Source organism: Acidithiobacillus sp. (assembly GCF_023229925.1).
Classification (GTDB): domain Bacteria; phylum Pseudomonadota; class Gammaproteobacteria; order Acidithiobacillales; family Acidithiobacillaceae; genus Acidithiobacillus.
Genome location: NZ_JALNYM010000001.1, coordinates 243431 through 259915 on the forward strand (window position 1 = coordinate 243431; position 16485 = coordinate 259915).

General features: G+C 57.3%; 20 protein-coding genes and 1 pseudogene. 5 read left to right on the plus strand and 16 right to left on the minus strand.

Going from position 1 to position 16485, the window contains the following annotated elements; translation table 11 throughout:
• Positions 1-38: 38 nt before the first annotated feature.
• The gene (locus M0P56_RS01285) at positions 39-1328 is read left to right on the plus strand and encodes an adenylosuccinate synthase (protein ID WP_366109886.1); all 1290 of its coding nucleotides are present in this window, start codon (positions 39-41) and stop codon (positions 1326-1328) included.
• 14 nt (positions 1329-1342) lie between these two features.
• On the opposite strand, the gene M0P56_RS01290 is transcribed toward M0P56_RS01285, so the two are convergent.
• The 11 genes and pseudogenes from M0P56_RS01290 to motD all read right to left on the minus strand — a co-directional run bounded on the left by M0P56_RS01290 (position 1343) and on the right by motD (position 11334).
• A complete protein-coding gene (locus M0P56_RS01290) occupies positions 1343-1585 on the minus strand; it encodes a hypothetical protein (protein ID WP_291508244.1) in 243 nt (80 codons plus the stop codon).
• A 28-nt stretch (positions 1586-1613) separates the two neighbouring features.
• Positions 1614-2957, minus strand: a complete 1344-nt coding sequence (locus M0P56_RS01295; protein ID WP_291508245.1) for a methyl-accepting chemotaxis protein — start codon at positions 2955-2957, stop codon at positions 1614-1616.
• A 12-nt stretch (positions 2958-2969) separates the two neighbouring features.
• Positions 2970-3926 carry a chemotaxis protein gene (locus tag M0P56_RS01300; RefSeq protein ID WP_291508246.1) on the minus strand — a complete coding sequence of 319 codons (957 nt, stop codon included), beginning with the start codon at positions 3924-3926 and terminating at the stop codon, positions 2970-2972.
• Positions 3923-4693: pseudogene (locus M0P56_RS01305) on the minus strand (methyl-accepting chemotaxis protein); the annotation flags it as partial. The pseudogene M0P56_RS01305 and the gene M0P56_RS01300, both read right to left, overlap by 4 nt.
• Positions 4694-5212: 519 nt before the next feature.
• Positions 5213-5965, minus strand: coding sequence for an MBL fold metallo-hydrolase (locus M0P56_RS01310; protein WP_291508247.1), 753 nt, complete (start codon positions 5963-5965; stop codon positions 5213-5215).
• Positions 5943-6563: a hypothetical protein gene (locus M0P56_RS01315; protein WP_291508248.1), complete on the minus strand. Its 621-nt coding sequence runs from the start codon at positions 6561-6563 to the stop codon at positions 5943-5945. Before M0P56_RS01315 ends, M0P56_RS01310 begins: the two co-directional genes overlap by 23 nt.
• The gene (locus M0P56_RS01320) at positions 6563-8656 is read right to left on the minus strand and encodes a chemotaxis protein CheA (protein ID WP_291508249.1); all 2094 of its coding nucleotides are present in this window, start codon (positions 8654-8656) and stop codon (positions 6563-6565) included. Before M0P56_RS01320 ends, M0P56_RS01315 begins: the two co-directional genes overlap by 1 nt.
• A 2-nt stretch (positions 8657-8658) precedes the next feature.
• The gene (locus M0P56_RS01325; protein WP_291508250.1) at positions 8659-9147 is read right to left on the minus strand and encodes a protein phosphatase CheZ; all 489 of its coding nucleotides are present in this window, start codon (positions 9145-9147) and stop codon (positions 8659-8661) included.
• A complete protein-coding gene (cheY, locus tag M0P56_RS01330) occupies positions 9144-9536 on the minus strand; it encodes a chemotaxis response regulator CheY (protein WP_366109964.1) in 393 nt (130 codons plus the stop codon). Before cheY ends, M0P56_RS01325 begins: the two co-directional genes overlap by 4 nt.
• A gap of 229 nt (positions 9537-9765) precedes the next feature.
• Positions 9766-10458 (minus strand): SPOR domain-containing protein, encoded by a 693-nt coding sequence (locus M0P56_RS01335; RefSeq protein ID WP_291508252.1) that lies wholly within the window; start codon positions 10456-10458, stop codon positions 9766-9768.
• A gap of 21 nt (positions 10459-10479) precedes the next feature.
• A complete protein-coding gene (gene motD / locus M0P56_RS01340) occupies positions 10480-11334 on the minus strand; it encodes a flagellar motor protein MotD (protein WP_291508253.1) in 855 nt (284 codons plus the stop codon).
• A gap of 234 nt (positions 11335-11568) precedes the next feature.
• Between motD and M0P56_RS01345 the strand changes: the two genes are divergently transcribed.
• A complete protein-coding gene (locus tag M0P56_RS01345) occupies positions 11569-12315 on the plus strand; it encodes a flagellar brake protein (protein ID WP_291508254.1) in 747 nt (248 codons plus the stop codon).
• On the opposite strand, the gene fliW is transcribed toward M0P56_RS01345, so the two are convergent.
• The 5 genes from fliW to flgA form a co-directional block, all read right to left on the minus strand.
• A complete protein-coding gene (fliW, locus tag M0P56_RS01350; protein WP_291508255.1) occupies positions 12295-12795 on the minus strand; it encodes a flagellar assembly protein FliW in 501 nt (166 codons plus the stop codon). The two genes, M0P56_RS01345 and fliW, sit on opposite strands and share 21 nt — an antisense overlap.
• A gap of 2 nt (positions 12796-12797) precedes the next feature.
• A complete protein-coding gene (locus tag M0P56_RS01355; RefSeq protein WP_291508256.1) occupies positions 12798-13058 on the minus strand; it encodes a carbon storage regulator in 261 nt (86 codons plus the stop codon).
• 1 nt (position 13059) lies between these two features.
• A complete protein-coding gene (gene flgN / locus M0P56_RS01360) occupies positions 13060-13449 on the minus strand; it encodes a flagellar export chaperone FlgN (protein WP_291508257.1) in 390 nt (129 codons plus the stop codon).
• Positions 13450-13464: 15 nt separating this feature from the next.
• Complete coding sequence (flgM, locus tag M0P56_RS01365) at positions 13465-13791, minus strand: flagellar biosynthesis anti-sigma factor FlgM (RefSeq protein ID WP_291508258.1); 327 nt, start codon at positions 13789-13791, stop codon at positions 13465-13467.
• A 100-nt stretch (positions 13792-13891) separates the two neighbouring features.
• Positions 13892-14743 carry a flagellar basal body P-ring formation chaperone FlgA gene (gene flgA, locus M0P56_RS01370; RefSeq protein ID WP_291508259.1) on the minus strand — a complete coding sequence of 284 codons (852 nt, stop codon included), beginning with the start codon at positions 14741-14743 and terminating at the stop codon, positions 13892-13894.
• A gap of 156 nt (positions 14744-14899) precedes the next feature.
• Here flgA and flgB point away from each other — a divergent pair, with 156 nt between their 5' ends.
• From flgB to M0P56_RS01385, 3 genes are read left to right on the plus strand one after another with little or no spacing between them, the layout of a single operon-like run.
• Positions 14900-15343 carry a flagellar basal body rod protein FlgB gene (flgB, locus tag M0P56_RS01375; protein ID WP_291508260.1) on the plus strand — a complete coding sequence of 148 codons (444 nt, stop codon included), beginning with the start codon at positions 14900-14902 and terminating at the stop codon, positions 15341-15343.
• A gap of 18 nt (positions 15344-15361) precedes the next feature.
• A complete protein-coding gene (gene flgC, locus M0P56_RS01380; RefSeq protein WP_291508261.1) occupies positions 15362-15772 on the plus strand; it encodes a flagellar basal body rod protein FlgC in 411 nt (136 codons plus the stop codon).
• 10 nt (positions 15773-15782) lie between these two features.
• Positions 15783-16478 (plus strand): FlgD immunoglobulin-like domain containing protein, encoded by a 696-nt coding sequence (locus M0P56_RS01385; protein ID WP_291508262.1) that lies wholly within the window; start codon positions 15783-15785, stop codon positions 16476-16478.
• The last annotated feature ends 7 nt before the right edge of the window (positions 16479-16485 follow it).

Here is a 16485-nt window from a genome sequence, read left to right on the forward strand (position 1 = left end):
TATTTTCCAGTGACCCATTTGCGGAGTCGTTCGTGGCTATGAATACAAACGTTGTAATCATCGGTACCCAGTGGGGCGATGAAGGTAAAGGTAAAATTGTCGACTGGTTGACAGAACGCTGCCAGGCGGTGGTACGCTTTCAGGGCGGGCACAATGCTGGGCATACCTTGGTGATTGGCGCGCGGAAAACCGTTCTACATCTGATTCCCTCGGGTATTCTTCATGCAGGGGTGTCCTGCTTTATCGGTAACGGTGTGGTGCTGGATCCACTGGCCTTGTTTTCCGAACTGGATGAGTTGCGGCCAGTGGTGTCTGATGTCCATGAGCGCCTGTTCATTTCCGACGCCTGCCCACTGATTCTGCCCTACCACAAGAGTCTCGACCTGGCGCGGGAGCGGGCGATGGGTGCGGCCAAAATCGGCACTACCGGCCGGGGCATTGGGCCCGCTTATGAAGATAAGGTGGCGCGACGTGCTTTGCGTGTCGCCGACTTGTTTCATCGCGAACGTTTTGCCGCCAAGCTTGGTGAGGCCCTGGATTACCATAACTTTGTGCTCCAACATTACTTCAAGCAGGAACCGGAAGACTTTCATGCCATCCTGGAGCAATATCTGGGGCTTGCGGAGCGTCTGGCACCGATGGTGGTAGATGTTTCGGTGCGGCTGGCGCGCTTGCAGGCGGAGGGCGCACGGATTCTTTTCGAGGGGGCCCAGGGTACCCTGCTGGATGTGGATCATGGTACGTATCCTTATGTGACCTCCTCTAACACCGTGGCGGGAGGCGCTTCCGCCGGAAGCGGAGTAGGACCGGCGGATCTGGGCTATGTGCTGGGTATTACCAAAGCCTATACCACACGTGTCGGGGCGGGACCGTTTCCTACCGAGCTCTTCGATGAGACGGGGGCCTTCCTCGCTGAACGTGGTGCGGAGGTGGGCGCAACCACCGGCCGGGCGAGGCGCTGCGGCTGGTTTGATGCGGTGGCCCTGCGTGCCGCTTGCCGGGTCAATGGGGTGACGGGCTTGTGCATCACTAAACTGGATGTACTGGACGGCCTCGCGGAGATTCGCGTTGCCGTCGGCTACCGGGTCAATGGAGTGGTTCAGGAGAATTTGCCGGGTGGCGCCGAAGCGCTTGCCGCTTGCGAACCAGTCTACGAAAGCTTCCCGGGATGGACTGAGTCCACCGCAGGCGTGCGTCGCTGGGACGATCTTCCCGACGCGGCCCGTCGTTACCTGGAGGCCATCGCCGAGCGCGCCGGGCGACCTTTGGCTATTATCTCCACAGGGCCGGATCGGGATGACACCATTTTACGCACGGAGATTCTTTAAGCTGACGCCTGCGACTAAAGTTCACGACCTTCGGCAAAAATATTCCATGCGCCGAAAATGATATGAACAATGACGTGGGCGGCAACCCAGAGCACCGAAAAACGCAGGATCTCCAGGCCGATAGGGACCCAGAAGGGGTTGCCGGTACCAGATAATCCAGGGCTGGCGAGAAAGTCGCCGCGCATAGCGAGAATGGCCAAAACCCACGTAATTGCCCAGGGTTTTATTCGGCCATTTTTTTTGGCTTTGCGCGCCATCAGGTGAGTCTTCCTCCGGCCACCGGGGTCAGCGGGTCAGGATGCGGCCGCGCAGTTTGTCGAGTTGCTGTTGTACCATCGTACTGAGGCTTTTGATCTGTCCGGCACCCTTGCGAACGGTATCTTCATCTCCCTTTTTCAGAGCGGCCATGATGGCGAGGCCAAGTTTGTGGAGCTGGGGATGCACTTGCTGTACGGCCACAAACTCCGGCAACTGCGCCAATTCACTTTGTGCCATGCTGTCCATCCAATTGCCGAGGGGACACTGGTGGTGATCGGAAAGCTCGGCCGGAGAGATGGCGGAATTGTTGGTACGGATCCGCTCTAAAATGTGGGAGACCCATTGGACGTGATCCGCTTTGGCGATGGTCAGGCGGGTAGCTAGTGCCGCTTCTCCCTGCACCGCTGCGTCGCTGGCCTCAGCGAGTTCTCCGCGCACGCTATCCAGACAACGCTGAATTTCACCGAATTGTGCAGCGAATCGATCCATAGACAGTTGTAAGGCGTTCATGTGATTGTCCATGGCGTCAGCGGCTGTGACTCCCTGAGTACTGCCGTTAAGGATCTCGCTCAGATTGCCCCGTGATTTTTGGGCGGATTGGTTGGCCATACCGAGCACTTCGGCAACAGTTTCCAGTGTGTCGCCACCGCGGCGGAGGTGGACGATGCTGGCTGCCACTCCCGATTCGACCTGACCAGCGCCCTCGTTGATGGTGACCGCCGAGCTGCGAATGTCCGCAGCTGCTGCCGCGGAGTTTTGGGCAAGCTTTTTGACTTCATCGGCGACGACTGCGAAACCGCGACCGTGCTCACCCGCGCGAGCCGCCTCAATGGCGGCATTCAGGGCTAACAGATTAGTCTGTTTGGCGATTTCCTGCACTTTGCTGGCGAGGCTGGTGATGTTACGGGTCTGCTGTAAAAAAGCCTGTACTGTTTTGCCCATGGCGGTAACCGTCTGCTCGACGAGATCCATTTCGCCAATCAATTCAGATAGCCGTTCATTGCCCATCTGTACCTCGCGCAGCGTGTTTTCGGAGAGGTCCTGGTTTTCGGCAATACTCTCGGCAGTGCTGCGGACTGCGACAACGACGGCGTGCGCCTGGGCTTGGAGAGACTGCCTCTCCATCTGAGCCACTTCAAGATTTTGATGGAAGTCGATGCCAAGCAGATGGCTCTCGGCAGCGTGTTCCAGCGCCGTGACTTGGTGGTCGAGGACAAGACAACTCTGCCGCAGGCGGTCTTTCTGCCAATTGCAGATGGGGGCGACGGTGGTTTGCAGTTCTTCATCATCGGCGATCAAGCGCGCGGCATCCGCATCACCATCCATGCAGGAAGAAAGAAGAGAAATCAAAGAGTTAGTATCAGCAGGCATGAGGCTGTCCTCTTAATTGGGCTGAATGGCTTTAGCGACGGCGCGGGCCAGATCGTCTGGCAGGAATTTGGCGACGTAGCCATCGGCCCCGACGCTGTGGGCGTGGGACTCGTTGGCCGTGCCGGATAATGAGGAGTGGATGACTACCGGGATTTCACGCAAGGCTTCATGCTCTTTGATTCGGCGGGTTAGGGTGAAGCCATCCATCTCCGGCATTTCAAGGTCGGTGAGTACCATGGCTACTTTATCGCGTAAAGGAATGCCTGCCGCCTTGGCATCATGCGCTAGTTGTTGCAGGCGGTCCCAGGCCTCCTGACCCGTCTTGGTACCGATGAAGGGAAGACCAAGGCTGCGTAGTGTCTTTTCGATCTGGTTGCGGGCGACGCCGGAGTCGTCTGCATAGAGAATGACGGCGCCGTGGGGAATGTTGACTATATGCTGCTGGACCAGTTCGTCGCCAGTCTTGAAGCGGGAGGGGAGCACTTGGCGCAGGATGTGCTCGACATCAAGGACGAGCGCCAAGCGGGCAGTTTCTTCATCCTCGTCGAGACGCGCGAGACTCGTGATCAAACCGCCGACGGCAGCGCCTTCGGCGGAGAGAACCCGGCTCCACTCCAAACGAACGATTTCTTCAACTTCTTCTACGGCAAAGCCCTGAATAGACCGCTCATACTCTGTAACCAACAGGATGTTGAGCCCGTCGGCGCGGCAACCGACCACGGTGGGAAGGTCAATCACGGGGATGATCTGGCCACGGATGTTGGCGACACCCATCACATGCTCGGGCGCACCGGGCATGGGGGTGATTTTTGGCATCACCAGCGCTTCGCGGACCTTGAAGACATTGATGCCGAAAAGCTCACGACTGTTGTTCTGCTGATCTTTGCCGAGGCGAAAGACCAGAAGTTCAAATTTGTTAGTGCCGGCAAGCTGGGCTCTTTCATCCACTTCACGTAATACCTGGCTCATAGGTTTGGTCCTTGGTGACTTTTCTGGGTGGCGACAGACAGTGCGTCTAAATTCTGGAAAATCACATCACGCAGCGCCAAAATACGTTCCAGAAGTTTCTCGGTGTTTGCTTGATCTCCGCGGCTATAGGCGGAAATTAACTCCCTGGCGGTCTGGTGGAACTCGCGATGTGGCTCTGATAATGCGACGAATTCCGGCAGTGCCGCGAAATTTTCCCTGCCAAAGCTATCGTACCAGTGCCCCAAGCTGCAGGTATGGTGATCTTTGAGGTCTTCGAGACGTACCTGATGACTACCTTCCGTAATTTCATTCTGAAGTCGACGTACAAATATTTCATGATTCTGGCGCGCGCTCTCCATGGTCATAGACGCGGCGATCCTGCTGAGATTACTGATCTCGCGGTTGAGACTGCTGGTTACTTCGATAGACTGCTGCGCCTGCGTCTGGTTTCTCTGGGAAGCGGTATCAATTGTTTTTGCGGTGTTAGTGATGGCGGAGATATTGGCTTGCACTTCGCCAGTGGCCTCCTGCACCCGTCTGGAGAGATTGCGTACCTCGTCGGCGACCACCGCAAAGCCGCGTCCATGCTCACCGGCACGCGCCGCCTCGATAGCCGCATTGAGCGCCAGCAGATTGGTCTGGTAGGCAATTTCGCGGATGGTCTGGGCAATCAGGCTGATGGCCGCCACTTGCTGAATGAGCGATTCGGAGGCCTGGTGATTTTCCTTGATCGTTTTGACTAGATGCTGCAATGTTCTGCCCACCGTTTCCATTGCTTTTTGCGCTTCTGCGGATGTCCGGGTCAGCGTGTTGGCGTGTGCGACTGTGCTTTCGGAGACGGATACAGAAATCTCGTCCACACGGCGACTGACGGTTAAATCCCGCCAGGAGGCGTGATAGGCGATCGGGCTGTCGGAGTTGTCTCGGATCACGGTAAAATGCAGGGCAAGTGTTATTTCACCCAATTCCAGTTCAGCACTGTGCTCAGAAATGCTGCCGGCAGCCAGGTCGCGGAATATCTGACGAATACGTTCCGGTTCTCTATGAAACTGATGGATAGAGCGACCAAGTGCCTGACGCACATCCGCGCCGCGGAGGAGCGGATTCAGTTGCTGGTGATGGTGCTGCATGGCCCGCAATGCGGCCGGGTTCATATAAAATATGGCGTTTTCCATAGCGGGATCTGCCTCACAGAGCATCTCCAGGCTCGAGAGAGGATCCAGCAGGCCGCGAGCATATTCCGCCAATGCTGTTCTGTTCAATTTATGGCTCCCTCATTCTCATGCTTATTCGTTAATGGCGATGCCGACATTCAGGCCATCAAACCAGTCGAGAAAACGCTGCACGTTATCCCCACTATAAATGGCGCCATGTTGTGGGCAAAGGTAATCAATTTCCAGCTTGCGCACACGGTTGATCCAGTCTTTTTTGGCCGCATTGGATGGCATCCAGCGCTCATGAAAGTATTTGGCTTGGATAATGTGCTCTGCGAAAGCGCGGCCGCTTTTATCGCGACGATCCACCCAAGCGCCATGTCCCGGAGGTAAGAGAGCAGCGCCGACATCACCAGAAAACAGCACCTTGGCCTCCGGATCATACACATGGAAGTTTCCTGAAGAATGCAGGTAATGAGCAGGAATGAGCTCCAGGCGATGGCCGCCAATCAGCATATCTCCGCCTTCATCCGGAATGTCCTGCAGGGGGGCGTCCAAAGCGCCATAATGGCGGATGAAACCGTCCCAGAGCTTGGGGATATGCCACTGAATCTGTTCATTGCAGGCATGCCAAAGCGGCAGGCTGGAGGCCGTATCTGGATCCTGATGGGAAACAAAGGCCGCCTTCAGGCTACTTGGCGGGACCACCTCGACGAGGGCAGCGAAAACCTGCGGAAAAACTTCAAATCCACCGGGATCGAGGATAAGGCTTTGCCCATTCGATTCCATCACGTAGACATTGGCGTCGATAACGCGATGCTCATCCTGATCATAGAGAATCCACCAGCGATGGTTGCCTGCTTCAAATATGGGTGCTGCTTTCATGCTCTAGGCTCTCCAGTTGATGGCGATAAGTGCGGATGGCGTTGGATACGGTGCGCACTGCCTCACCCATATCGCGTGACACACGCATGAGGGGGGCGCCCGTATCTTCTGCTAAAGCCGCTTCGATACGGCCATTGGTCACCACGTACTCCTGTTCCTCAATGCCTTCTTGCAGGGTATCCACAGTGGCGAGGAGACGAAGCAATATTTTTCGCGCCTCAGTCTCTTCCTGGGTGATGATCTTTTGCGACTGCGCCTGGGTGTTCTTGAGAAGGGCGCAATCCTGACCATGCCGCGCCATGGCCTGGACCATGGCGCTAAATGATGCCGCGAAGCGCTGATGCTGGAGAATACGCATGTGCGCCTGAATCAGGGGGGCAATAGTCTCCTGCAGATGTGATGCGGATTCTTTGAGGGTGGCGGCACGTTCGCGGAAAGCCTGGGCGACGATGCCATATCCGGCCAATGCGTTGCCATGACGTTTGACGAGCACCATCGCATTCAGGGCCCGGCGATCTATCTCGTGCAGGGATTTTTCGATGCTCTGGCGGGCGGCAAAGGAGGCGTCGACGACCTGCATGATGCGTTGGATATCCATCAGGCGGCACCCCGTTGGTTGGGGGTCGTCCTGCCGGAGCTGGGGTAATCCAAGGCGTGACCGATCAGGGCGCCCGGATCAAGGATGAGGACGACATTGCCCTTGCCGGAAATGGTCGCCCCCTGATACCAGGTTTGCTCGGCGAGAAAATCAATGGGTTTGACCACTGAGTCCTCATTGCCGAGCACCTCCGAAACCATGAAAAGGCCACGTTCGGTGAGGACCCCTTCGATGGGTTCGGAACCCAGACGCAAGGGGCGATCATTGAGCAGGGCCCCGAGGTCTACCATGGGGGTGACCTGAGTGCCATCCAGGCGGTAAACGCTGCGGCCGCCCATACGATGAATACGACTTTCCTGGATGTCCAGCAGACTTTCGATACTGGAGATGGGCAGGGCGTAGATTTCCCGACGCAGGCGCAGGTAGAGTACGGGCAGTACCGCCATGGTCAGCGGAAATTCCATGGCAATCGTGGTGCCGAGCCCGAGGCGCGTCTGAATGTCCAGATGCCCGCGCAGTTTGCGCACGGTTTCCTTGACCACATCCATACCGACCCCACGACCGGAGAGATCAGTAGCCTGATCCTTGGTGGAAAAACCGGCACGGAAGATCAGTTCTAGCGCTTCCTGTTCCGAGAGCCGGGCGGCCTGATCCGTCGTAATCACCCCTTTGTCTATGGCCTTCTGGGTGACAAACTGGCGGTCTATGCCGCGGCCGTCGTCAGATACTTCGATGCGTACTTTGTCGCCGAGGTGTACTGCGGCTACCCGGATCGTTGCGCTGCGCGGTTTACCCGCCGTCTGCCGTAATTCGGGGGGCTCGATGCCATGGTCGAGGCTGTTGCGAATCAAATGTGTCATGGGGCCGGAGAGGGCGTCGACGACAGCTTTGTCGATTTCGACTTCCTCGCCGATGATGTCGAGTTTGACTTCCTTGGCGAGCTGCCGGGAGGCGTCGCGTACCACGCGGGGCAACTGCTGGAAGAGGCGCTTGCAGGGCTGCATCCGCAGGCGCATGACCGTGCTCTGAATGTCGTTGACGGTGAGGTCCACCTCACGGGCAATGCGCGCCATATCCTCGTTTTCTTCGCCCAGGCTGCTGACCGCCGAAGCCAAACGGTTGCGCAGAAGGACCAGTTCGCCGACCTGATTCATGACGGCGTCGAGGCGCAGCGCGTCAACGCGGAGAGTGGTGTCGGCGGCTTCCGGCATGTGCTGAGCGCGCGCACTGGGGCTTGCTATGGGCGCTGGCGTTGCGGACAGCGGTTGCGCCTGAGGGTTCTGGACTGGAAGACTGATGCGCGATGCGGGCGGGTCAAGCTCAAGTGCAACACTCGCCGGTTGCGTCTGTGTGGCGCGCTCCAGGACGTCATAACCCGGCGCCTGGCCGCCATGGAGTTGATCCAGCACCCGCTCAAACTCTTCTGGGCTAATCTCGTCTCCAACGGGGCAGAATGGTTCCGGCGGGTCGACCAGACCGGGCGCCTTATTGCCGTATAGGGCGTCGAGGGTGGCTTCAAACTCGGCCTCACTGATTTCGTCGCTGCCGCTTGGCGTGAATTGGCTGCTTGTATCGGCACGCTCAATGTAAATGCCGCTGTGACCGTCCACAGTGATCCGCTGACTGGCCAACAGAGTGGCATCTGTCGCCGGACAGCAGGTTGCGTCCGTGCTGGACGTATCCGTTTCTGCGGTGGGGGTCCGCAGATAGAGCGTTTGACCAGCGGCGAGTTGCTGAATGACCTGGCCCAGATCCTCAGGTCCAGCTGCCGGACTTTCGCCGTGGGCCAACTGCTGCAGCATGTCATCGATGACGTCCAGGCCCTTGAGGATGGCGTCGATCATGCTGGCGGAGATGGTCAGGGTATGGGAGCGCAGCTTGTCCAGAAGGTCTTCCAGATGATGCGTCCAGCTGACGAGGTGGTCTGCTTCCAGGAATCCCGCGCCCCCTTTCAAGGTGTGAAAGGCGCGAAATACTGATGCCAAAATTTCGTCACTGCCGGGTTCAGATTCCAGGCGAAGGGTGTCCTCCTGGGCTTTTTCGAGGAGCTCGCGGGCTTCGGGAAGGTAGTCCTGCAAAATCTCCATGTCCATGATCAAATCCCCAGTTCGGCGAGCAGGGCGTCTACTTCGTCTTGATTGACGCTGGGATTGGAACTCGCAACGTCATCCGCTTGGGGCGCGTAGTCCGGGCTGGTCTGCATCCCGATTTCGGCGAGGGTCAGACGGATACGTTCCTCGACCGCCTGCAGGAGGGTGATGGCCTTTTTCAGCCGCTGACCGGCAAGATCCTGCCCTTGCTGGCTGGTCAAAATGGTGAGTAAGGCGTTGTCGATGTGGTGGAGCGATTCGTCGATAAAGCGGTTATGGGCGCTACGAATGTCATTTACGGCATCCTGGGCACGTTCAACGGCCGACAGCGTGACCATGGTCTGCTCTTCAGTGAGGCGCAAAGCTTCCTCCAGCGGATTTTGCGCGCCCGAGAGGCTTTCTTCTGCCGTATTGGCAATGCGTTTCAGGCCTTCACGGAGAAGCAGTTCGGCCTCACTCAGCAGGCGCCCCGGGTTCAGCACATGGTTATTCATGACTGAGCCCCCTGAGCGGCTTGCAGGCGTTTGAAAACGGCATCGAGCTTTTCCTTGAGTGTGTCGGCGGTGAAGGGTTTGACGATATAGCCGTTCACCCCGGCTTGAGCCGCTTCAAGGATGTTCTCGCGTTTGGCCTCTGCCGTGACCATGAGGACCGGTATGTGCTTGAGTTGGGCGTCTGCACGAATAGCACGGAGCAGGTCGATGCCCTGCATGTTGGGCATGTTCCAGTCAGAGACCACAAAATCGAAGGGTCGGTTGCGCAGCTTTTGCAGTGCCTGTACCCCGTCTTCGGCTTCATCAAAATTGCTGAAACCCAACTCCCGCAACAGATTGCGCACAATCCGGCGCATGGTGGAAAAGTCGTCCACTACGAGGATGTGCATGCTTTTGTCGACCTGATCTATTCCCATATACCCCTTTTCTCCTCCCTGAGTGGCAGCCTCTCTGATCGCTTGCCGAGAACTCGCCGCCCGCACAACGGAGGCCTCCCTCATTGGTGATGGTTTTAAGCAAACTCTATACCAGCAAGAATGTCCTGCTGGTGAGTTGCGCCCTTGTCGAGGTATACGGCACGAAAGCGTGGAAACTGAAGGGGCTCTGCCGCCCGGATCATCAGCGGACGGGTGACCAGTATTGGGGATAGCCCTGATGTTTGGTGAGGTTGGCGATGCGTTGCGTGACGGTATCGGCGGCAATCCGGTTGGGCACGGGGCCCACTAACACGCGGTAAAGATGGTTTTGTGGCAAGGTGCCGATGCACGCGCTGAAGCCCGTGCTTTTGAGCAGTTTTGCCAGATCAGTTGCCATGCCGGGGCGTCCGAAAGCTCCCAGTTGCACATACCACCCAGCGTTGCTGCAGCTATTGTCAACGGTTGGGGCGGGAGCTGTTGGTGCTTTATGGGTGGGTGGAGCAGATTTCTGCGTCAGGGTGGGGTGAGTCAAGTCGGGCATTGGGACGAGTGTCGGGCGCGGGTTGGCCGCAACAATTTTTTGGCGAACTGGAGACTGCTTGGATCCTTCGGCAACAAACGTGGATGAAACAAGTGGGTTCGCACTGGTGTTGATGGCGGTTGCTGACTGAGTCGAGATCGTCGGGGTAATATCTGCTGCGGTGGGTTGCGGCAGGCTCAAAAAAACGGTGGCCCCACTGGGTTGAAGGGCTTTGGGAGCGCTTTCGCCGTGTCGTTCGGAGTGATCCCGGTATACCCCCGTGGCGACGACGACCAGCAGAAGGAAAGCGATGAGGATGACGCGATTGAGGCGCTTCTGCTGCTCTTGCGTTTTGTTGATCTCGTCGGGTGTCATTGATCGAATTTTTCCTGATATCTAACCGCGCTGATCAATGGCGCCCGCCATGATCGGATCGGTTCCGGCCTTGCTCGGATTCTGTGGGGCGACTACCACGATGCTTACTCGTCGATTCATGATGAGGCCCTTCGCCGTATCGTTGGGTGCTACCGGATGATACTTGCCGTAGCCCGCCGCGACCAGATTCTGCGGATTTACGCCACGCTGGATGAAGAGCTCGACTACGGAAACTGCACGTGCGGCGGACAGTGCCCAGTTGGATGCAAATTGGGCGGTGCGAATGGGTAGATCGTTGGTAAAACCGTTTACCTGAACTTGGTAAGGCACCTGACGCAAGACCTGTGCAATAGCCCCGAGAGTGGCGGTGGCACTGGGGCTGAGCCGCGTCTGTGCCGAGTGAAACAGGATTTTGGCGTTCAGATCGATGACGACGCCCAGGTTGCTCCGATGAATGGCGACGCTACCCTGCGCGATCAGAGGCTTAAGCAGTGTCTCCATTTGTTTTTCAATTCGCCGCATGGCGGTGGCGGGATACGGTGGTGTTTGTGGGTCGTTCCTTGCCTGGGGCGAAACCTGGCCTTTTTGCACATGAGGAACGGGTGCTATGTCGGCGACTTTAGGCAGGGCGGGCAGATCTACAGGCGTCTGGCTGAGGGACGGCCCTGCGTCAGAACGGATGGGTACCGGTGACCAGGGTTGTCCGCTGAAGGCCGATACCAAAGTTCTCGACAGGACTCTGTATTTGCCTTCGTTCACCGAAGAAATGGCATACATCACCACAAAAAAGGCGAAGAGCAGAGTAATGAAGTCGGCATAAGACACCAGCCAACGTTCATGATTTTCCCATTCCTCTTCTTTTTTGCGGCGCGCCATGGCGATCTCCTGTTACTAAACCAATCGGGGAACATAGACGATTTTTCTGATCCTGCAGCGATTACCTTGGCAAAGCGAAAACCGTGCCGCGAAAAAGCCCGCAGTGATACGGCATGAATCATGCTTTTGAGATGTTATCCGCAGAAATGCACCGTTACGATCGCCCGGATCTGACGGTCTTCCGTCAGGATCGTCAAAAGCTTGACGACTAAAATGGCAAAGCACGAGGACACGATGTTTTCAAACCAGAGATTCCTGGATCAACTGTTCACTGACAAAAATCGGCAAACGGGGAAAGGGCAGATAGAGCGAGCCCTTGCCGAACTGATCGCGAGCAGTGAAACGCTGGCGGTGATGGTTGGGCGTAATGGCGGCATTTTGGCCCAGGCGACGCTTCTTCATGCTGAAACAGACATCGCGACCCTGATCCTCGATGAACTGATGCCAGAAGCAGAAAATAGCCGCTTGCTGCGCGGAGAGGATTTGCTCCTGTGGAGCACGTCGACGTTGCCCTTGGGGTTTCAGAGCACGGTGGTCGAGAGATTACTGTGGCAGCGTTACGGGGCGGTGCGCATCCAGTGGCCGGATGCACTTTACCAGTTGCAGCGCCGCGCTGCACTGCGCGCGGCGCCTGCTGAGGCCAGTGGGTTGCCGCTGTCACTTCAGCGCCACGGTGCGCGCAGTTGCGAGGGACGCTGTGTGGATCTGGGTGCCGGTGGCGTGCGCGCACGAATTCATGCGCCCAGTGACTATCCGATGACTGCCGGCGAGGTGCTGGCAAGCGTGCAGTTCAGTTTCCAGGGCAAAGCGTACCGGGTGGGGGCGCTGGTTCGTTATGTGGAACCGGCAGGTCACTCCCGTGGTACCGACTCACAATACATTGGCTTGAGCTTCGTGCAAGCCCCTGGCGCCTTGCAGGAGCAGATTATCCAATACGCCTTGCGCTGTGATCGCGAACGTTTACGCAGCACCCATCGCTAAGGGGCTGGCGGTAGCGGAATCGCAGCGGGCGAGTCCGAGTTGGATGATGGGTACACCGAGGGTTGCCGGAGGCGTCTGCGCTTCGGAAATGTTTGTCAGGCTGGGTTCGGCATGCTCGACAATCCACTGACCGAATTGGCGGGTGTGGGGTAAGAAATACAGCGGAGCCAGGGCATTGGCCTGTAAAGAATCATTGGTTATTTGTGGCAGGATGACCATGACCATGCTGATTCCATTCGGGTCTTGCGCCGCAAACTGTGGGCGTTGCGGGTAGTGCAGGCCGAAATGTTCCGGTGCAACCAGCAAAAAGGCGATCAGCGGCTCATCCAGAGATTGCAGCCAGACGAAGGGGCCTTGTTCCTGAACGTGAAGAAGCGTAAATCGCTGCAACTCCGCAAAGCCCGGCAGGGGGGCGACACAATGCCACACCTGCGCATCAGAGATAGGCAGAAGGCCAAAGCGGGTGGAGTAGTCGGTCATTTTTATTCCTCCTGAAAGCTGGCCGCGTCTTGGATAGACGGGCGATGAGACTGTAACCACTGGTCGAATTGGGCAGGGGCTACGGCTTGGGCAGACTGGTTGGCCTGCCGAACGGATTCTAGTAATTCTTCACGGAGGATGATCACGTCGTGGGCACTCTCTATCCCCAGCCGCACCTGACCGTCTTCAATACGGGTAACAACGATACGGATATCGTCGCCGATGCAGATGGCCTGGCCGCGGCGTCGGGTGAGCACGAGCATCTCAGGCGCTCCCGATCAGGTGCCGCTGGGGAGTGTTCTGAGTAGTTCCGCCATCGGTGTAGAGTGACTCATTGATCCCGAAGAGGATTTTCCAGGCGCCTTGGTTAAAACGCTCCAGGGCGCCGATGATCTGACCATTCTGCTGGTTGTACTGAACGATCTTCTCCAGCAAATCTCGGCGTTGCGCTTGCAGACCCATGTGGGTGACAGCAGATGGCGGCGTACGGCGCTGGGATTCGAGGGCGCTGATGGTCTGGTAGAGCCGCTCTTTTTCTGCAGCAATGGGTTCCAGTTCTGTCATGATCCCAGACTGCAGACAATGCCCTTCGTGACGCAGCAACTGGAGCAAGGCCTCCAGCGCGCCGATTTGGAGTTGCAGTGCCGTATCCATCTGGCTATCCACTCATCAGGCCTTGTTGTTGGTGGCCAAGGGCAGGAACTGCTGCGCGTCCTGGGTGAGCCCTTGTCCGATGCGCTGCGGCGAGATCTGGTAAGTGCCGTTGGCGATGGCTGTTTTGATGCCCTGCAGGCGCTCGGTGTTTGCGGAGGTCTGCGCGGCGAGCAGGCTGCGCGCCGCGGGAGACAGCGTGACATGGTCCTGCGCCACGACCGGACCTTTGGCGGTCCGCGTGGTACCGACCCCGGAGGTCGGCTGATTCGCCGTGACCAACGGATCGGTGTTCGTCTGCATCTTCGTGCCGGGTAAGCCGGAATACTGGTTGATCGGGTTCATGACGGCATGATTCTCCTCTTTACGTCTAAATTTGTAATACGGCACATTGAAGCAGGAATTGAAGGGCAATACAAAAAAATTTCGGAAAACAGATCGTTAGTTAGAACGGTACCACCACAGTGCCCCTGGCCGTAACGGTACCGCGGATCACTCTGCCGGATTGCACGTTGCGCACCAAAATAGCCTGTCCGGGGCGGCCATTTTCGATGGCGTTGGCGATGGTGGCGATGCGAATGCCATCCCCCTCGGCGTACAAGGTAACCTGTTCGCCCGCACGAACAACCTCCGGCGCATTGAGCATGGATGTGGTAATGGGTTGTCCTGCCAGTGTGCCAAAACGCAGAACCTGGCCAATCGCTTGCTGCGGATTGGTCAGCGCATAACCACCAAGACCATTCGTGTCGCGTTGAACCACAGTGAGATCCGTGGCGCTGAGCACCCGATCGGCGCTCAGCGGCCGAGCCGCGACTACGACGTTTTGGTTGATGGCGAGCTGTACCGGTAAATAGAGCTTCCAGGGCGAAGGGCTTGAGCAGCTTACCGCTACGGTTTGGCTGCCATAGGGATTGCTATAGCCGAAGAAACCGAGTTGCAAGTGGCCGCAGGCGGGAAAGCGCAAGCCCGGTGCCGGGCCGTCTATATGAATCTGGGCGTTGCGGGTATTGGCGGGAAGGTGGTTGCGCACAAAATGCCTAACGGTAGCACGGATGGTTTCGGCGCTTTCCGTCGCGGCGTTCACTGGTAGCGAGGCAGCAAGCAGGAACAGAACGGTGCAGGATGCCGCCGCGTTGCTCCCCAAAAGTTTTGCCAGTTTGCTCTTCTTCATCATCGCGCCCACGTCTGCCCGGCAATTGCCCATGCCATAGTCACGAAAAGCAAATAACGGGCCATGCCAGAAGTGCTTTGGAATGGGAAGCGGGGGGGCTGGTTTTGGCGGTGTCGGCAAAATCATGCCGCTCCTATGGTGTGCAGCGCTGTCCCCGGTATGGTTGTGCCGGTTTTGGCGCCCGTTGGTTTTTTTAAGCTGAGCCTGACGTAAAAAGTCCCACAAAACTCACTGGTTGGTTCGGGTGCACTATCTAGGCATGTGTTTTGCTAGCAATGTCACATGATGATTTGGGTGGAGGAGGAGGCTGGTATGGGTGGTTTTCTGGATCAGGCACTCAATCCCCTTGCGGATGCCTTACGGGTCAGTGGTTACCGGCAGCAACTGCTGTCGGCCAATATTGCTAACGCCGACACACCGAACTACAAGGCGGTGGATATTCCATTTAGCAAAACCTTGAAAGCGGTTCAGGCGGGCGATCGGGGGGGGCTGGCCCTGCAGACGAATAATGCGCGACAACTGGCGGGATCGCCTGCCAGCGTGGGCTTGGCTGCCTTTGTGCATTACCAGCGCGGTAGTCAGGTGGGCCTGGACGGCAATTCTGTGGACATGAACCGCGAACAGGCCAGTTTTTTGCAGAATAGTGTCGTATATCAGGCCGATTTGACCTTTCTGACCGGTACAATCAAAACCTTGAACTCAGTTATCACCGGCAACGTGATTTAAAGTAAGGGGAGTTTCGATATGTCCATGTTTTCAGTGCTCGATGTGGCCAGCTCGGCGCTTACCGCGCAGAGTTATCGCTTGAACGTGGTGGCGAGTAATCTGGCCAACGCCAATTCTGCGACGAGTTCGAACGGGCAGCCCTATCGCGCCCGGGAGGTGGTATTTGCTGCTCAGCCACTCTCCGGTAACACTGCGCCTGCCGGTGTCAGCGGTGTGCAGGTGGCGGGGGTGGTGACCAAGCCCGGGCCTTTCAAAATGGTATATCAACCAGGCAATCCCCTTGCGGATAAGGCGGGCTATGTGAAAATGCCTAACGTCAATCCAGTGGATGAGATGGTGAATATGATCTCGGCATCCCGTGCCTACCAGGCCAATGTCAATGTCATGAACACCGCCAAAATCCTGCTGCAAAAAACACTTACCCTATAGGAGCCTGATCATGAGCGTCAATTCTCTGACATCCAGCGTCAATCCCTTTTACGCCTCGCTGCAGAGTAGTTCGGCGGCAAGCTCGGGTAGTGCAAGCAGCGGCGCCAGCGGGCTCGCCAGCGAGAATACCTTTTATAATCTGCTGGTCACCCAGTTGACTAATCAGGATCCGCTCAATCCGATGAGTAATTCGCAGCTTTCGTCACAGCTGGCGCAGTTCAGTGTCGCCAACGGGGTGCAGGCTATTCAGGGGTCGCTGAGTTCGTTGATGGGGCAGATCAACCAGAATCAGGGTTTGCAGGCGGCCTCCCTGATCGGCAAGTCGGTCACGACCTCCGGCAATCAACTGACTCTGAATGGTGGCACGTCAATGGGCGCCTACGACCTCAGCAGCGGTGCCAGCGCTGTCGACGTGTTAGTACAGAACAGCGCTGGGCAAACCCTGGCGGTGTTGCCCCAGGGAGCGCAGGCGGCGGGGATGCAGAGTTTTAGCTGGAATGGTGCCGATGTCAGCGGCAACGTCTTGCCGAGTGGAACGTATCAATTTTCGGTGCAGGCGAGTGGAGCCAACGGCCAGACTGTCAGCAGTACGCCCTATATGGCGGGGGTCGTCAACGGCGTGACTTTAGGCGCTGCAGGGCCAAACCTGGAACTGCAAGGTCGGCAAGGTTCAGTACCCTTCAGTGCCGTTCAGAATATCATTTAAGAGGTGG

Excerpts from the sequence above, each read along its gene's own strand:
- M0P56_RS01285 (WP_366109886.1), top strand. The coding sequence starts at position 39 with ATGAATACAAACGTTGTAATCATCGGTACCCAGTGGGGCGATGAAGGT.
- M0P56_RS01290 (WP_291508244.1), bottom strand. The coding sequence starts at position 1,585 with ATGGCGCGCAAAGCCAAAAAAAATGGCCGAATAAAACCCTGGGCAATT.
- M0P56_RS01295 (WP_291508245.1), bottom strand. The coding sequence starts at position 2,957 with ATGCCTGCTGATACTAACTCTTTGATTTCTCTTCTTTCTTCCTGCATG.
- M0P56_RS01300 (WP_291508246.1), bottom strand. The coding sequence starts at position 3,926 with ATGAGCCAGGTATTACGTGAAGTGGATGAAAGAGCCCAGCTTGCCGGC.
- M0P56_RS01310 (WP_291508247.1), bottom strand. The coding sequence starts at position 5,965 with ATGAAAGCAGCACCCATATTTGAAGCAGGCAACCATCGCTGGTGGATT.
- M0P56_RS01315 (WP_291508248.1), bottom strand. The coding sequence starts at position 6,563 with ATGGATATCCAACGCATCATGCAGGTCGTCGACGCCTCCTTTGCCGCC.
- M0P56_RS01320 (WP_291508249.1), bottom strand. The coding sequence starts at position 8,656 with ATGGACATGGAGATTTTGCAGGACTACCTTCCCGAAGCCCGCGAGCTC.
- M0P56_RS01325 (WP_291508250.1), bottom strand. The coding sequence starts at position 9,147 with ATGAATAACCATGTGCTGAACCCGGGGCGCCTGCTGAGTGAGGCCGAA.
- cheY (WP_366109964.1), bottom strand. The coding sequence starts at position 9,536 with ATGCACATCCTCGTAGTGGACGACTTTTCCACCATGCGCCGGATTGTG.
- M0P56_RS01335 (WP_291508252.1), bottom strand. The coding sequence starts at position 10,458 with ATGACACCCGACGAGATCAACAAAACGCAAGAGCAGCAGAAGCGCCTC.
- motD (WP_291508253.1), bottom strand. The coding sequence starts at position 11,334 with ATGGCGCGCCGCAAAAAAGAAGAGGAATGGGAAAATCATGAACGTTGG.
- M0P56_RS01345 (WP_291508254.1), top strand. The coding sequence starts at position 11,569 with ATGTTTTCAAACCAGAGATTCCTGGATCAACTGTTCACTGACAAAAAT.
- fliW (WP_291508255.1), bottom strand. The coding sequence starts at position 12,795 with ATGACCGACTACTCCACCCGCTTTGGCCTTCTGCCTATCTCTGATGCG.
- M0P56_RS01355 (WP_291508256.1), bottom strand. The coding sequence starts at position 13,058 with ATGCTCGTGCTCACCCGACGCCGCGGCCAGGCCATCTGCATCGGCGAC.
- flgN (WP_291508257.1), bottom strand. The coding sequence starts at position 13,449 with ATGGATACGGCACTGCAACTCCAAATCGGCGCGCTGGAGGCCTTGCTC.
- flgM (WP_291508258.1), bottom strand. The coding sequence starts at position 13,791 with ATGAACCCGATCAACCAGTATTCCGGCTTACCCGGCACGAAGATGCAG.
- flgA (WP_291508259.1), bottom strand. The coding sequence starts at position 14,743 with ATGATTTTGCCGACACCGCCAAAACCAGCCCCCCCGCTTCCCATTCCA.
- flgB (WP_291508260.1), top strand. The coding sequence starts at position 14,900 with ATGATGATTTGGGTGGAGGAGGAGGCTGGTATGGGTGGTTTTCTGGAT.
- flgC (WP_291508261.1), top strand. The coding sequence starts at position 15,362 with ATGTCCATGTTTTCAGTGCTCGATGTGGCCAGCTCGGCGCTTACCGCG.
- M0P56_RS01385 (WP_291508262.1), top strand. The coding sequence starts at position 15,783 with ATGAGCGTCAATTCTCTGACATCCAGCGTCAATCCCTTTTACGCCTCG.